A 15,509-nucleotide genomic window follows, 5' to 3' on the forward strand; every position below is an offset into this window, starting at 1 on the left:
GACTGAGACCTACGCACCGGTATCTAATCCTTCCCCGGTGTCTCCGTAGGGGTCTTGCAGCAGTACTCCAGCCACAGCGCGGCACCGGTCAACGCGGCCGCCGCGATCATCCCGATGATGGCGCTGACCAGGTCGTTCTGCGCCGCCTCGAACTGGTCGCGAACCGGGATCAGGTAGATCAGCAACCCGCTCCACGCGCCGAACATGATCGCGCCGAGAACCGAGGAGGCCTTCGCCAGCGCCACCGCGCGCGCCGCGGTGAGTGGTTGCACCGGACGTGCCCCCGGCTTGCGCTGGATCCGGGCCCGAAGGTTGAACCCGAGCACCAGCTCGACGACGCCGATCACGAAGAGTGTGCTTCCGGCGAGGATCGGCAGCGGCGGCAGGGCGTCGTACGCGAGCCGCAGCAGCAGATGGGTCAGGAGTCCGGCCACGACGGCGATCGCGAGCAGGTCGCGGGGCTTGGTGAACCTCACGCGTCCATCCAAGCAGCTCAGTTCATTCCGGGACTTGCCACCGGAAGCCCTGCCGCCGAGACGGCCGCGAGCAGCCGCTTGTCGTAGGTAACGAACGCGATCAGCTTCTTGCCCTCGAGGACAAGCGAATGCGCACTGGCGAGGTGGATCGCGTCGAGAGATCGGAGATTCGGGTCGTCATACGCGGCGGCCGTTGCCCGGACCGCGGAGTCGATCTCCAGCTTGTTGATTTTCGCGAGCACCGTCGGTACGCCGACCAGCCGTCCCGGATCAGAACGCCGAAGTGCCCGAGGCACCTCGATCTCTGTCAGTGCCGACGACACGAGCACGTCGTTGAGCCTGTCGTTCAACCAGTCGAGCAAGTCGGCGGTCTCGGCTTCAGGCCGGATCAGCTTCACGATCGCCGCGCTGTCCAGATAGATCAAAGACGTTCCTCGCGCATTTCGGAGATGATCGCGGCGGAGTCGGTGTGGTGGTCGATCTCTCCTGCGGGCATCGGGATCAGGCCACGTGCCGCGGTCGCGGGAACGATGCGCCCTCGCGCCACGAGGTCCTGGAGTTCGTGTGTGTCGTCGGCCTCAACCGGCATGAGCCGGGCCACCGGACGTCCGTTGACCGTGACCTCGAGCGCTTCACCGTGCTCGACGCGCGCCAGCACAGCACTGGTGTGCTGGTTGAGCTCGCGAACAGGAATGCGGTCCATGACCGGAAGTGTAGAACGCGATGTTCTACACTTCCAGTACCAGGTCGTCACGCCGCCGCACGCCTTCGGAACTGAACGGAAGGTCCGCGATCCGCCCGTGGCCGGGCAGCTCGGCCTCCGGATCCACGTCGAGCCAGGGGATCAACACGGTGGCGCGTTCGAAGGCGCCGGGGTGCGGCAGCAGCAACGAAGGATCAGCGGACGTCACACCGTCCACGGTCACCACGTCCACGTCGAGGGTGCGCGGCCCCCACCGGAGGGTCCGCACGCGCCCTGAGGCGTCCTCCAGGGCCTGCCCGCGCCGCAGCCATCCCCACTCGTCCACGGACGGGTCCGAGACGATGAGGACGGCGTTGAGGAAGTCCGGCTGGTCCGTCACACCCCACGCCGCCGTCTCGTAGACCGGCGAGACCGCGACCAACACGTCCGCAAAACCAGATACGGCCATCCGCAGGTAACCGAGTCGATCGCCCATGTTGGACCCGATCGACAGCACCGCGCGGCTCATCGGTTCAAGCGTCGCGAGCGCCGGATCGTCACCGACACGTCGTCGAAGGTCAGCGGGATCGGGGCCGACGGCTTGTGGATGGTCACCTCGGCCGCGTGCAGGCGCGGGTCCTCCATCACGGCGTCGGCGACCTTGCCCGCGACCGTCTCGATCAGGTCGAACGAAGGTCCGGCGACGATCTCTGCCACCCGCGAAGCCAGTTCTCCGTAGTGGACGGTCTCGGTGAGATCGTCGGTGGCGGCCGCCTTGCCCAGGTCGAGCCACAGCGTGACGTCCACGACGAACTCCTGGCCGTCGCGCTTCTCGTGCTCGAAAACGCCGTGGTGACCGAACACGCGCAGGCCGGTCAGCGTGATGCGGTCAGCCACGCGACCACGCTCCGGCGACCGCGACGGCGTCCAGCGACCGATCCACGTCGTGCACCCGAACCCCCCACGCGCCTGCGAACGCCGCCAACGCCGACACCGCGGCGGTCGCGTCCTCCCGGCCGTCCGGCGCGCGGTCGCCGAGCAGCGTGCCGAGGAAACGCTTGCGCGACGCGCCGACCAGTACCGGCAGCCCGACCGAGATCAGCTCGTCGAGGCGGTTGAGCAACTGCCAGTTGTGCTCGGCCTTCTTCGCGAAACCGAGGCCCGGGTCGAGCACGATGTCGTCCTCCGAGACGCCCGCGCGCACCGCCGCGTCCACTCGCGCCAGGAGCTCCTCGCGTACTTCAGATACGACGTCGTCGTACGTCGCGAGCGAGTCCATCTCGGTGCTGTGGCCGCGCCAGTGCATGAGGATCCACGGCACTCGGGCCGCCGCCACGACCGAGGCCATGTCCGGGTCCGCGAGGCCGCCGGACACGTCGTTGACGATCGACGCGCCCGCTTCCAGTGCGGCCGAGGCGACGGAGGCGCGCATCGTGTCGACCGACACCGGTACACCCTCGGCGACCAGCGCGGTGATCACCGGGACGACCCGCGCGATCTCGACGGACGCCTCGACCCGCGAAGCGCCCGGCCGCGTCGACTCGCCGCCGACGTCGATCAGGTCCGCGCCGCGCTTGTGCATCGCGACGCCGTGCGCGACCGCGTCCGCGGCGTCGAGGTAGCGGCCGCCGTCGGAGAACGAGTCCGGGGTGACGTTGAGAACGCCCATCACGACGCAGTGGTCCGGGCGGGGCAGGCTCATCGCAGCCGTCCGCGGATCAGCTCGATGGCCTCCGCCCGCGAGGACGGCTGCGAGCGCAACAGGCCGCGCACGGCCGAAGTTGTCGTGCGGGAACCGGGCTTGCGCACGCCGCGCATGCCCATGCACAGGTGCTCGGCCTCGATCACCACGATCACGCCGCGCGGCTCCAGCCTGCGCACCAGCGCGTCCGCGACCTGCGACGTGAGCCGCTCCTGCACCTGCGGGCGCTTGGCGTAGAGATCGACCAGCCGCGCGAGCTTGGACAGGCCGGTGACGCGGCCGGCCTCGTTCGGGATGTACCCGACGTGCGCGACGCCGTGGAACGGCAGGAGGTGGTGCTCGCAGAAGCTGAACATCGGGATGTCGGTGACCAGGACGAGTTCCTCGTGGCTCTCGTCGAAGGTCCGCGCCAGCACGCTGTCCGGCTCGGTGTAGAGGCCGGCGAACAGTTCGCGGTACGCCCGCGCCACGCGCGCGGGTGTCTCGCGCAGGCCCTCGCGCTCGGGGTCCTCACCGCACGCGAGCAGCAGCTCGCGCACCGCGGCCTCGGCGCGAGCCTGGTCGAACTGCCTACGCGTGGCGACGCCGGCCTCTCCGTTGGGGGAAAGGCCGGCGTCGACGTCAGAGCTCTCGCTCACTTCCGCTCGTCCGCGTCGGTGGGCTCGGGCTTCTTCGGTTCCCAGATGTTGCGCTGTTCACCGGGAACCGTCGCCGGTGTCCATCCGGGCGGGGCGCCGTAGTTCGGCGGGCCCGACTGGTTGGCCGGCTGCGGGTGGTACGCCCCGTTCGAACCGATGCCGTTCGTCGGAACCGCGGGCTCCTCCACCGGTTCCGGCGTTTCGGGCTCGTCGTCGAGCGTGTCCTCCACCGCGGGCGGCCATGGCTCGCCGCGCTCCTTGGCCAGCTCGGCCGGCGTCTTCACCGGCGGGATGTCGGACGGCGTGCGGTCACCGAAGTCGTTGAACTGCGTGATCCGCGGCCGCTTCTCGACCCGCGCGAAGATCCGCTCCAGTTCCTTCTGGTGCAGGGTCTCCTTCTCGATCAGCTCGAGCGTGAGGTCGTCGAGGACGTCGCGGTAGGTGACCAGCACCTCGTACGCCTCGGTGTGCGCCGCCTCGATGAGCTTGCGCACCTCCTCGTCGATCTCGTGCGCGACCTCGAGCGAGTAGTCGGCCTGCCGGCCCGCCGAGCGGCCGAGGAACGGCTCGCCCTGCTCCTGGCCGTACTTCACGGCGCCGAGCCGCGCGCTCATGCCGTACTCGGTGACCATCGCGCGGGCGATCTTGGTCGCCTGCTCGATGTCGTTGGACGCACCGGTGGTGGGCTCGTGGAAGACGAGCTCCTCCGCCGAACGGCCGCCGAGCGCGAACACCAGGCGCGCGATCATCTCGGACCTGGTCATCAGGTCCTTGTCCTCCTCGGGGACGGACAGGGTGTGGCCACCCGTCCGGCCGCGAGCGAGGATCGTGACCTTGTAGACCGGGTCGATGTCCGGCATGGCCCACGCGGCCAGGGCGTGCCCGGCCTCGTGGTACGCGGTGATCTTCTTCTCCTTCTCGGAGATGATCCGGCTCTTGCGGGCCGGACCGCCGATCACGCGGTCCACGGACTCCTCGAGCGCGGAGGCCGTGATGACGTGGCCGTTCTGCCGTGCGGTGAGCAGAGCCGCCTCGTTGATCACGTTCGCCAGGTCGGCGCCGGAGAACCCGACGGTCCGCTTGGCGAGCCCGTCGAGGTCGGCGTCCGCGGCGAGCGGCTTGCCCTTCGAGTGCACGCGCAGGATCTGCTTGCGGCCCTTCAGGTCCGGTGCGGACACCGGGATCTGCCGGTCGAACCGGCCGGGACGCAGCAGCGCCGGGTCGAGGATGTCCGGGCGGTTCGTCGCCGCGATCAGGATGATCCCGCCGCGCGAGTCGAAGCCGTCCATCTCGACGAGCAGCTGGTTCAGCGTCTGCTCGCGCTCGTCGTGCCCGCCGCCGAGACCCGCGCCGCGGTGACGGCCGACGGCGTCGATCTCGTCGACGAAGATGATGCACGGGGCGTTCTGCTTGGCCTGCTCGAACAGGTCACGAACGCGGGAGGCACCGACACCGACGAACATCTCGACGAAGTCGGAACCGGAGATCGAGTAGAACGGGACGCCCGCCTCGCCGGCGACGGCGCGGGCGAGCAGCGTCTTACCGGTTCCCGGCGGCCCGTAGAGCAGTACGCCCTTCGGGATCTTCGCGCCGAGTGCCTGGTAGCGACCGGGGTTCTGGAGGAAGTCCTTGATCTCCTCGAGCTCTTCGACGGCCTCCTCGGCGCCCGCGACGTCCTGGAACGTCGTCTTGGGCATGTCCTTGGACAACTGCTTGGCCTTGGACTTGCCGAAGTTGAGGACGCGGTTACCGCCGCCCTGCGCGTTGTTCATCATCCACATGAGCAGCAGCAACAGCAGGCCGAGCGGCACGAGGTAGATCAAGATCTGCATCAGGACGGACTCCTGGCTGACCTTGGTCTCGACCGTCGGGTGGTTGCCCGCGTCGTTGAGGATTTTGAAGATCTCGTCGGTCGCGCTGGCGGGGAACTGGGTGATCAGGCGGTTGCTGCCGTCGAAGTTCTCCCCGTCGTTGAGGGTCAGCCGGAGACGCTGCTCCTTGTCCTCGATCGTGGCTTCCTTGACCTTGCCTTGAGTCACCTGTTGCAAGGCTTGGGACGTCTTCACGGGGTGATAGCCCCGCGAGTCGTCGAAGAGCACGGTGAAGACGAAGTACAGCAGCAACACCGCAGCGATCCACAGCAGCGGGTTGCGAAGCAGGCGCTTGCGGTCCATGCAATTACGGCCGTCGGGCGGCCTCGACCCTCCCTGACTTGCGTGTCGGGTGGTGGAGGACCCACCTCTCCCGCGTCCGACCAGCGTACCGTCCGCCGGTCGGGTACTGAGCAACCAACGGCCGGGACCGAGCCGGGGTTCCCGGCGTGACCGGCGACACGCATGTTCCGCGTGTTTGGTTCACCCGGAATACGTTGGTCCGTCCGGATGAGTGACGCAGGTCACCCTGTCTCATTACGTTGGACGGTCACATGTCATCCTCAGTCACCCCTGAGTGTTCCCCGCCCACTCGAAAGAGTGAACACGCAACTGAAGGTACGTAACCGAATGACAGCTCGTCACACGCCCCCTGGGCTGTTCAGACGCGTTGCGCTGCCCGCCGGCGCCCTCCTCGGCGTGATCGCGGCCGCAGGCGTCACGGTGGTGGCGCTGCGCGCGACCAGCGGAGCAGACTGCCAGGGCGCGCTGCCGCTCAAGGTGGCCGTCACCCCAGCCGCTCTCGAGGTCGTCAACGCGGCCGCCGAGGACTACCAACGAACACAGCCCGTCGTGAACGGCCGGTGCGTGCAGGTGCAGGTCGAGTCGCGCAACGCGGCGGACGTGGCGCACGAGCTTCCGACGGCACAGATCAGCCCGCACTCCCTGTGGATCCCCGACTCGTCGATGTGGGCGGCGGAGGCTCAACGCCAAGCCGCCGAGACGGGCCCCGACGCGCCGAAGCTGGATATCAAGCCCTCGCTGGCTTCGTCGCCGATCGTGCTGGCCGGTTCCAAGAACGCCATGGCGGCGCTGGGTCACCCGATCCAGCCCGTGGCGTGGCAGAAGGTCCTGGACCCCAAGGTCGCGGTGTCGCTGTCCGACCCGACGATGACGTCCGAGGGTCTCGCGACCCTCTTCGTGATCAGGACACTGCTAGGCAACCCCGACGGCTCACCGAAGCCGGAGCTGGTGGGCGCGCTGCTGCGCGTCGGCCGCTCCGCGGTGCCGTCGGTCCGTGACGCGTTCGGCAAGGTCACCACCGACGGTGACAAGGCCCCCGTGTTCGCGGCCTCCGAGCAGCAGGTCATCTCGACGAACCGCTCGGCGGGCAAGAACGCGCAGGCCACAGTGTACGGCGGCCCCCCGAAGGAGGGCACGCTGAGCTTCGACTACCCGCTGGTGCGGGTGTCGCGGCCGTCCGAGCAGCCGGGCACGGGTGACGCCGCCCAGGGCTTCGAACGCGTGCTGCGCTCGAAGGAGACCGAGAAGCGCTTCACCGACGCGGGCTTCCGCAACGTGGCGGGTGAGGCTCCCTCGGGCTGGGCGTCGGACAAGGACGGCGTGAAGGGTGACACGGTCAAGATCATCGAGACCCCCAACGCCGACCAGGTCTCCGAGCTGCTGCGCACGTGGGGCGCCATCAACCTCGACATGCGCATGCTCACCGTCTTCGACGTCTCCGGGTCGATGATCGAGAAGGGCGGCAACGGCAAGACACGCATCGAGGCGGCCACAGAGGCCGCCTTCACCGCGCTGGCCATGCTCCCCGACACGACCCAGATCGGCCTGTGGGCATTCTCGACGGACAAGAAGCCGCCCAACGACTGGATCGAGCTCACCCCGATCGGCCCGCTGGGCGAGCCGCTGCAGGGTGTGCCCCGGCGCAAGCGTCTGGAAGGCGGCGTCGCGCAGCTGAAGGCCCTGGTCGGCGGTGGCACGGCGTTGAACGACACGACGCTGGCCGCCTACCGGCACGTGCTGGCGACCTACGACGCCTCGAAGGTCAACTCGGTCACGCTGTTCACCGACGGCCGCAACGACGACATCTCGTCGATCGACACGGCGTCGCTGATCGAGACCCTGAAGCGCGAGTCCGACCCGGCCAAGCCGGTGCCGATCATCATGATCGGCCTAGGCCAGGAGGCGGACATGGAGTCGCTGAAGGCGATCTCGGCGGCGACCGGCGGCAAGGCCTACCAGGCGCTGCAGCCGGAGGACATCCGCGGCGTGCTGCTGGACGCTTTGAGTCAGCGGCGGTGCCGTCCGAACTGCTAGTCCCGCACGCTGCCGGTCCCGCTAAACCGCTGGTCCCGCAGGCGAATCAGGGGTCCTCCCGCAAGGGGGACCCCTGATTTTTATTCTGCCACGTGGGTCTGACAGTTTCGGCCACGCGAGCGCAGGGCCAGGTGCACGAAGCGAGAACTCGCGGGGGCGGAATGGGCAACACGCGACACGATGCGCGAAGCGCGAGCCCCCGAACGCCAGCGAGCGCCTGCCGCACTCCCCAACCACGACGAAAGCCAAACGGGCGCGCCCCACAACGCAACCGGCAGCAGCCCGCCGGGTCTGGGGCGGAGCCCCAGAAAAGGCCTACGAACCCGCAATCAGCTCGAGTAAACCTTCGGGTCCAACGTGCCGATGTAGGGCAGATCGCGGTACCGCTCCGCGTAATCCAACCCGTACCCAACGACGAACTCGTTGGGAATGTCGAACCCGACGTACTTGACGGGCACCTCGACCTTCACCGCATCAGGCTTGCGCAACAAAGTGCAAACCTCCAGCGACCGAGGCCGCCGAGTCTGCAGATTCTTCAGCAGCCACGACAAAGTGAGCCCGGAGTCGATGATGTCCTCGACGATGAGCACATCGCGGTCGGCGATGTCGCGGTCCAGGTCCTTCAGGATCCGCACCACGCCGGAAGAGGACGTGGAAGATCCATAGGACGAGACCGCCATGAACTCGAGCTGCACCGGGACCGGCAGCGCACGCGCCAGGTCCGTCATGAACATGACCGCGCCCTTGAGGACGGTGATCAGCACCAGGTCCGACTCACCTCGTGGGTGATCGGCCGCGACCTGCTTGGCGAGCTCGGTGACCTTGTCGCTGATCTCCTGCTCGGTGATGAGCACGGATGCGATGTCGCCGTCGTACACGGACAGGTCTCCTCTGGTTAAGGCTGCTGTTCGTTCAGCACGAGCCTGCCATGTGACCGCCGGGCGACAAAGCCGCCGGGCAGCCACACGCCGCCTTGTCCGCGCCACGCCGAGACAAGCGCGTCGACACGCCGCAGGTGCGAGTCGGACAACTCCGGCACACCTTCACCAAGCAGCCACCGCCTGAGCACTCTGCGTCGCAAAGCGGCCGGAAGATCCACGATCTCGGCCACCTCGCAGCAGTCGCCGTCGAACGCGCGGGCCAGCGAGTCGAGTGCGTCACAGTCCTCGCGCAATTGCGCGGCGGTCCGGGCCAGCGCCTCGGCTACACCGCCCTGCAGCACGTCCTCCAGCAGCGGCAGCACCTCCGTGCGCAGGCGCACCCGCTGGAACGACGGGTCGGAGTTGTGCGGATCCGTCCACGGCGACAGCCCGAGCTCGGCACACGCGGCCGAGGTCACCTCACGCGTCACGCCGAGCAACGGCCGGCCCCACGGCGGGTCCAGCGGGCGCATGCCGGCGATCGAACGTGGACCGCTCCCCCGGCCGAGCCCGAGCAGGACCGTCTCCGCCTGGTCGTCGAGGGTGTGTCCGAGCAGGACGAGCCCGCGTTCCGGTCGCAGGGCGGCATACCTGGCGCGACGCGCGGCCGCCTCCGGTCCGCCGGGACCGGACACGGAGACGGTCAGCACCCGCGCCCGCATCCCGAGCGAAGTGCACGCCGCAGCGGCACGTGAAGCCACCTGGTCGGACCCCGCCTGCAGCTGGTGATCGACGATCAACGCCACCGCGTCGGGAACCAGATCGGCGATGGCGGCGGCGAGTGCGAGCGAGTCGGCGCCGCCGGAGACCGCGACGGCGACCTCCTCGGGCTGAGCCGTGTCCAGGAACCGCCGCACCGCGGCCCGCACCGACGAGACCGGACCGTTCACGGCGCGACGCGGCGCAGCCAGGTCAGCGGTTCGGCGATCTCGGCGCGGGTGGGCAGGGTGTCCGCGGACGTCCAGATGGCGTTGAAGCCGTCCATGCCGACCCGGTCGACGACGTACTCGGTGAACGCCGCGCCCTCGGCGTACTGACGCACCTTCGCCTCCACGCCGAGCAGCGTGCGCAGCACCCGGTCCAGCAGGCCACCACCCTTGCGCCGGGCCGTGAACCGGCTGCGGATCGTTGCGACGGACGGCACGACCGACTCCCCGACCGCGTCCATCACGTGGTCCGCGTGGCCTTCGAGCAAAGTGGACAGTGCGATCAGCCGGTCCAGCACCACTTTCTGCTGCGGCGTCTGGATGAGGTCGATCAGCCCGATTGGACCGCCGCCGGCCCGCAGCTTCTGCCGGAAATCGCGGATGAGGTCACCGATCGGCGCGCGCGAGCTGTCCATTGTGGACAACAAGGCGACGACCTGGTCCGAGAAGTAGCGCCGCAGCCACGGCACGCCGGTGAACTGCAGGCGGTGCGTGCACTCGTGCAGGCACACCCACATGCGGAAGTCCTCGGCGGGCACGTCGAGTGCCTGCTGCGCGCCGACGATGTTCGGCGCCACGAGCAGCAACCGGCCGGCGAGCTGTTCGTTGGGGCTGAACGGGTCGTACTGGCCGAGCACGCGCGAGCTGAGGAACGCGAGCACGACACCGGCCTGCACGCCCGCGGTGCCGGACAGCATGCCCGCCAGCGGGCTGGCCGACCGCGGCAGCGCGGGTGCCGTCAACGCCTCCAGGCCCTGCACGGCGGCGCGCACCCACGCGGGCCGGTCGACGACCTCTCCCGGCAGCAGCGGAAGCCCGGCGCCAAGCCCGGTGAGCTCGCGAACGTGCACCTCCGCACTGGTCGCGAGCTCGCGGAGTCTGCCGACGACGTGGTCGGCTTCGTCCCGCGGGATCTGCGGTCCCGGTCGCACGAGCCGGACGGCGGTAGCCGCCGCCAGCTCCCAGTCGACCGGTCCGACCTCGGTCTCCGACGCCCCGTTCACGCTTCCGACGCTACCTGGCGATATCGCGTCAGGAACAGCCGCAACCACGCAGCGTGGCGGCGAGCACGTCGAGCGCCTGCCGGACGTCGTCGGTCGGCCCCGTGTTGCCCGTCATGAACGCGAACGTCAGCAGCCTGCCGTCCTTGTCGACGACGACGCCGGCCAGCGAGTTGACGCCGGTCAGCGTGCCGGTCTTGGCGCGCACCCAGCCCTTGCCGCTCGCGGCCGCCGCCTGGTACCGCTCGGCGAGCGTGCCGCTGCCGCCCGCGACGGGCAGCGCGGTGAGCAGCGGACGCAGCTTCACCGTCTTCTGGTCGTCGAGCCCCGGCTTGCCCGCGACGGCGAGGATGTCGGCGAGCAGCTTCGAGGGGATCTTGTTCCGCCCGGACAGTCCACTCGCGTCGACGACGTCGGCGCCGCTGACGTCGAACCCGTTCTTCGCCAGCACGTCCTTGACGGCCTTCATACCGCCCGCGAACGACTGCTCGCCGCCGGTGACCCTGGCGACCTCACGGGACAGCGCCTCGGCGAGGAGGTTGTCCGAGATCTGCATCATGTTGTCGACGAGCTGCTCGACCTGCGCGGACTTGACCTCGCCGAGCACCTGCGCGTTGGCAGGCGCGCTGCCACCGGTGGCGGCGCTGACGCCGAGCCGCTGCGCGAACGCGTTCGCCACGTCCTGTGCGGGCGTCTGGCTGCGCGGGCTGACGACCTTCGTGGCGTCGGCGCGCCCGCCGTCCATCATGATCGGCACCATCGGGGCGATCGAGCCGCCGGCGATGTCCAGCGGGTCCCAGCCGGGCGCCATCGCGTCGCCCGAGTACCGGCTGATGTCGAAGAGCACCTGCGTGACCGGGCCCTTGGCCTTGACCTGCGCGGCGAGGTCGTCGAGCGTGGCCGCTCCCGGATAGACCGTGGTCGTGCCCGCGGGCTTCGACGACAACGTGATGTCGCCGCCGCCGACCAGCACCACCGAGCCGGGCGTCGGGCCCGCGACGACCTTGGTGCTGAGCTGGTCGGTCTTCTCCAGCGTGAGCAATGCGGCCGCCGCCGTGAGGATCTTGAGCGACGACGCCGGCGTGCTCGGTGTCGTCTCGCCCTGCGACCAGAGCACCGCGTTCGTCGCCGGGTCCACAACGGAGCCCGTCAACGGCGTCAGCAGCCCGCTCGCCGTGGGCCCGGACAGCGCGCGCTTCACGCCTGCCGGGGTGGGGGCCGGGGAGTCCGCGCCGACGGCCTTGACCATCGGCTGTACCGCGGCGGGCGGGGCGGGTGGCTGGGTCGTGGGGGTGGCCGGGCCGCTGACCGCCTTGTACGTCAGGACCGATGCCACGCCGAGGATCGCCACCGCGAACTGGGCGACGAGGACTTTGACCGTCTTTTTCTTCTTGGCCGGCTCGACCCGTTGCGGCTGCGCGTGCTCCTCGGCGCGCTGCGACTTCGGCTCGGATCGCGGGGCCGAGCTCTCGGACCGCCCGGAATTGTCGGTGTCGCCTGGGAGAATTGAATTCGGGGGACCCCCAGGCGCGGGGGACGCCTGTTGCGGCATGCGCGCGGCCGCTGGGCGCTGGGTGTTGGGCGGAATCGCCGAACCCGGCCCACCAGGCGACCCCGTCCCCGCCCCACCAGGCGACCCCGTTGAGCCCGGCCTACCCGGCACCCCCGGCCCACGCGCAGGCGAGCCAGGTCCCGCCCCGCCCGCGAGCCCGGCAGGCGGCACGAAGGGCCCAGGCAGCATCGAGGTCTTCTGCGCTCCGGACGGCCCCGCACCCGGCCCGGACTGGTGTGAGATGGGTCTCGTGGCCCCACCGTCGTTCTGCGGACGCTGCGACCGGATCGGCGAGGCCGGCGGCGGCTGCGGCATCGAAGGCGGCTTGAGCAGCGGCGCCATCCGCAGTGTGACGGTCGACTGGTCGGTTCCCGCGTCCTCGCCGCCCGCCTTGCCCCGGCCGATCGGGATCCGCAGCGTCGGCGACTCGATCACGGGGTGTTTGACCTGCAGCGTTGGCGACTCGGGCTGGTCGGGCTCCGTGGCGTCGTCGTCCACCGTCGGCCACGAGGGCTCGTCCGACACGCGGTCCTCCGTCAGCTCGGTACGGGCAATCTCACACCCTTCTGCTGTCCCTCCGATGAGGGTTGACAGGGCGTTTTGGTCCACACTAGTGGCAGTCAAGAACAGCGAGCATTGAGCGAGGACGGACAGTGGAGTTCGACGTCACCATCGAGATCCCCAAGGGCGTGCGGAACAAGTACGAGGTCGACCACAAGACCGGGCGGATCAAGCTGGACCGGACCCTGTTCACGTCGACGCAGTACCCGGCCGACTACGGCTTCATCGAGAACACGCTCGGCGAGGACGGCGACCCGTTGGACGCGCTTGTGCTGGTGCAGGAGCCGACGTTCCCCGGCTGCCTCATCCGCGCCCGCGCCATCGGCATGTTCAAGATGACCGATGAGAAGGGCGGCGACGACAAGGTCCTCTGCGTCCCGGCCAGCGACCCGCGTCAGGAGCACCTGCGCGACATCCACCACCTGGCGGAGTTCGACCGCCTGGAGATCCAGCACTTCTTCGAGGTCTACAAGGACCTCGAGCCGGGCAAGAGCGTCGAGGGCGCGACCTGGGTCGGCCGCGTCGAGGCCGAGGCGGAGATCGAGCGCTCCTACAAGCGTGAGAAGGAAGCACAGGAGAGCGGCGAGCACGACGAGCACTGAGCTTCCGGTAGTGCCGTTAAGGCCACCTTCACTGCGTCAGACGCAGTGAAGGTGGCCTTAACGGTTTTCAGTGACTAGACCGCGATGGACTCGGTGTCCGCCGCCCGCTGCAGGCCGGACTTCTCCGACAGCGGGATCTCGCGGACGAACCACACCAGCAGGAACGCCGCGATCATCACGAGACCGCCGGTGAGGAACACCGTGTCGATCGCACTGGAGAAGCCGTCGAGGAACGGCCGCGCCAGCACGGGGTCGAGGTGCTTCAGGAACTCGGTGTTGTTCAGGTCCACACCCGCACCACCCTGCTTGAGGGCCTGCGCGAACTGCGGGTTCTGCGCCAGCGCGGCACGGAACGCGTCGGTCTGCAACGCCGCGCGGACGTTCTCACCGATCTTGTCGCCGACCGTGCTGAACAGGATCGACAGGAAGACCGCGGTACCGACGGTGCCGCCGATCTGCCGGAAGAACGTCGCCGACGAGGTCGAGACGCCCATGTCCCGCGGCTCGGACGCGTTCTGGATCGCGACCAGGATCGTCTGCATGCACTGACCGAGGCCGGCGCCCATGACGAACATGACGATCATGACCTGCCAGGTCGGCGTGTCCGTACCGACGCGGCTGAGCAGGATCAGCGCCGCCGCCATCATCCCGGAGCCGACCACCGGGAAGATCTTGTAGCGACCCGTCTTCGCGGTGATCCGGCCGCTGACCGCGGTGGAGGACATGATGCCGAGCATCATCGGCAGCAACATCAGGCCGGACTGCGTCGGCGACACGCCCTTGACGATCTGCAGGTACAGCGGCAACGACACCATGCCGCCGAACATGCCGATACCGAGTACGAAGTTGATCGTGTTGCCCAGCGCGAACGTGTGGTTGCGGAACAACCGCATCGGCAGCAGCGCCTCGTCGCCCATCCGGTACTCGACGAACACGAACGCGATCAGGCCGATCGCACCGATGACGTACATGGCCAACGAGGTCGACGACGCCCAGCCCCACTCACGGCCCTGCTCGGCGACGATCAGCAGCGGCACGAGGCCGGTGATCAGCGAGAGCGCGCCCCAGTAGTCGATGCGGTGGTCCACCCGCTGGTGCGGGATGTTGAGGACCTTCGCGACGACGAACAGGGCGGCGAGCGCGATCGGGACGTTCACCAGGAACACCCAGCGCCAGCCGGCGAAGCCGAGGAAGCTGTCCAGACCAGCGAACAGGCCGCCGATGACCGGGCCGAGCACGCTCGACGTGCCGAACACGGCCATGAAGTACGCGGAGTACCGGCTGCGCTCCCGCGGCGAGATCATGTCGGCCATGATCGCGAAGGCGAGCGACATCAGACCGCCCGCGCCGAGGCCCTGCACCGCGCGGAACGCGGCCAGCTCGTACATCGAGTTCGCCATACCGGACAGCAGCGAACCGGCGAGGAACAGCGAGATCGCGGCCAGGTACAGCGGCTTGCGGCCGTAGATGTCCGAGAGCTTGCCGTACAACGGCGTGGTCACCGTCGCGGTGATGAGGTAGGCCGTGGTCGCCCACGCCTGCAGCGTCTGTCCGTGCAGCTGGTCCGCGATGGTCTTCATCGCGCTGGCGACGATCATCTGGTCCAGCGCGGCGAGGAACATGCCGAGCAGCAGACCGGAAAGCACGGTCAGGATCTGACGGTGTGTCAGACCTGCCGGCGACTCGGGGGTCGCCTGTGTTTCTTGGGACATCTACTTGTCTTCCCCTCCTGAGCGGGTCCCCAGACCGCCCTCTGACAAAAGAACCGGGATGGCTTTCTCGTAGTCGTGCACGAACCGTTCGAAGAGATCGGCGAACTGCTTCCAGTCCGTCTCCTCCCAGTTCTCGAACATCCGTGCCAGGGCGACGTTGCGCAGCCGCCTGCGTTCCTTGAGCAACTTCAGGCCGCTCTCGGTGACCGCGAGGACGCTCGCGCGTCCGTCGGCGGGATCGGCCCGTCGCTCGATCAGCTCGTCCTTGACGAGCGTGGCGACCTGCCTGCTCACAGTGGACGGATCGGACAGCACCGCCTCGGCGAGCGCGCTCGACCGGCAGGGCCCGAGACCCGCGAGGGTGGCGAGCAGGATGAAGGACGCCTTGTCCATGCCCTGCTTGGCCATCTGGTGTGCGACCTGGGCGTGCATCTTGTTGAGACGAACCATCGCCATGCCGACGCGCTCCGCGAGCTCGTGCTCGGGATCGACGCCACACATCCCCGGCTCGACCATGACCATCTCCGTT

At 68.8% G+C, this 15,509-nt stretch carries 16 protein-coding genes; 2 read left to right on the top strand and 14 right to left on the bottom strand.

Annotated elements, in window-relative coordinates:
• Positions 1-23: 23 nt before the first annotated feature.
• Genes QSK35_RS25285 through ftsH form a run of 8 tightly spaced genes read right to left on the bottom strand, consistent with a single transcriptional unit; the run spans position 24 to position 5,672 of the window.
• Entirely contained in the window at positions 24-476 is a 453-nt protein-coding gene (locus QSK35_RS25285; protein ID WP_285749964.1) for a DUF3180 domain-containing protein, read from the bottom strand.
• Between the two features lie 17 nt (positions 477-493).
• Positions 494-901, bottom strand: a complete 408-nt coding sequence (locus tag QSK35_RS25290) for a type II toxin-antitoxin system VapC family toxin (protein ID WP_285749965.1) — start codon at positions 899-901, stop codon at positions 494-496.
• On the bottom strand, positions 898-1,179 hold the full coding sequence (locus QSK35_RS25295) for a type II toxin-antitoxin system Phd/YefM family antitoxin (RefSeq protein ID WP_285749966.1): 282 nt from the start codon (positions 1,177-1,179) through the stop codon (positions 898-900). Before QSK35_RS25295 ends, QSK35_RS25290 begins: the two co-directional genes overlap by 4 nt.
• 25 nt (positions 1,180-1,204) lie before the next feature.
• Entirely contained in the window at positions 1,205-1,687 is a 483-nt protein-coding gene (gene folK, locus QSK35_RS25300; protein ID WP_285749967.1) for a 2-amino-4-hydroxy-6-hydroxymethyldihydropteridine diphosphokinase, read from the bottom strand.
• On the bottom strand, positions 1,684-2,055 hold the full coding sequence (gene folB / locus QSK35_RS25305; protein ID WP_285749968.1) for a dihydroneopterin aldolase: 372 nt from the start codon (positions 2,053-2,055) through the stop codon (positions 1,684-1,686). The genes folK and folB overlap by 4 nt, the downstream gene beginning before the upstream one ends.
• Positions 2,048-2,860, bottom strand: a complete 813-nt coding sequence (gene folP / locus QSK35_RS25310; RefSeq protein ID WP_285749969.1) for a dihydropteroate synthase — start codon at positions 2,858-2,860, stop codon at positions 2,048-2,050. The genes folB and folP overlap by 8 nt, the downstream gene beginning before the upstream one ends.
• Positions 2,857-3,498, bottom strand: coding sequence for a GTP cyclohydrolase I FolE (gene folE, locus QSK35_RS25315; protein ID WP_285749970.1), 642 nt, complete (start codon positions 3,496-3,498; stop codon positions 2,857-2,859). Before folE ends, folP begins: the two co-directional genes overlap by 4 nt.
• Entirely contained in the window at positions 3,495-5,672 is a 2,178-nt protein-coding gene (gene ftsH / locus QSK35_RS25320) for an ATP-dependent zinc metalloprotease FtsH (protein ID WP_285749971.1), read from the bottom strand. Before ftsH ends, folE begins: the two co-directional genes overlap by 4 nt.
• Positions 5,673-5,999: 327 nt before the next feature.
• On the opposite strand from ftsH, the gene QSK35_RS25325 reads away from it, so the two are divergent.
• On the top strand, positions 6,000-7,706 hold the full coding sequence (locus tag QSK35_RS25325; protein WP_285749972.1) for a substrate-binding domain-containing protein: 1,707 nt from the start codon (positions 6,000-6,002) through the stop codon (positions 7,704-7,706).
• A gap of 329 nt (positions 7,707-8,035) precedes the next feature.
• Here the strand turns inward: QSK35_RS25325 and hpt are convergent, their stop codons facing one another.
• The 4 genes from hpt to dacB are packed head-to-tail and all read right to left on the bottom strand — an operon-like array spanning position 8,036 to position 12,630.
• Complete coding sequence (gene hpt / locus QSK35_RS25330) at positions 8,036-8,584, bottom strand: hypoxanthine phosphoribosyltransferase (RefSeq protein WP_285749973.1); 549 nt, start codon at positions 8,582-8,584, stop codon at positions 8,036-8,038.
• Between the two features lie 17 nt (positions 8,585-8,601).
• Positions 8,602-9,516 carry a tRNA lysidine(34) synthetase TilS gene (gene tilS / locus QSK35_RS25335; RefSeq protein ID WP_285749974.1) on the bottom strand — a complete coding sequence of 305 codons (915 nt, stop codon included), beginning with the start codon at positions 9,514-9,516 and terminating at the stop codon, positions 8,602-8,604.
• Positions 9,513-10,556: an Rv3626c family coenzyme F420 biosynthesis-associated protein gene (locus tag QSK35_RS25340; protein WP_285749975.1), complete on the bottom strand. Its 1,044-nt coding sequence runs from the start codon at positions 10,554-10,556 to the stop codon at positions 9,513-9,515. The genes tilS and QSK35_RS25340 overlap by 4 nt, the downstream gene beginning before the upstream one ends.
• Positions 10,557-10,584: 28 nt before the next feature.
• Entirely contained in the window at positions 10,585-12,630 is a 2,046-nt protein-coding gene (gene dacB, locus QSK35_RS25345) for a D-alanyl-D-alanine carboxypeptidase/D-alanyl-D-alanine endopeptidase (RefSeq protein WP_285749976.1), read from the bottom strand.
• Between the two features lie 128 nt (positions 12,631-12,758).
• On the opposite strand from dacB, the gene QSK35_RS25350 reads away from it, so the two are divergent.
• Positions 12,759-13,268, top strand: coding sequence for an inorganic diphosphatase (locus tag QSK35_RS25350; RefSeq protein WP_285749977.1), 510 nt, complete (start codon positions 12,759-12,761; stop codon positions 13,266-13,268).
• A 74-nt stretch (positions 13,269-13,342) separates the two neighbouring features.
• Here the strand turns inward: QSK35_RS25350 and QSK35_RS25355 are convergent, their stop codons facing one another.
• On the bottom strand, positions 13,343-14,980 hold the full coding sequence (locus QSK35_RS25355; RefSeq protein ID WP_285749978.1) for an MDR family MFS transporter: 1,638 nt from the start codon (positions 14,978-14,980) through the stop codon (positions 13,343-13,345).
• Entirely contained in the window at positions 14,981-15,496 is a 516-nt protein-coding gene (locus QSK35_RS25360) for a MarR family winged helix-turn-helix transcriptional regulator (protein ID WP_285749979.1), read from the bottom strand.
• Between the last annotated feature and the right edge of the window lie 13 nt (positions 15,497-15,509).

The organism is Lentzea sp. NBRC 105346 (genome assembly GCF_030269605.1).
Classification (GTDB): domain Bacteria; phylum Actinomycetota; class Actinomycetes; order Mycobacteriales; family Pseudonocardiaceae; genus Lentzea.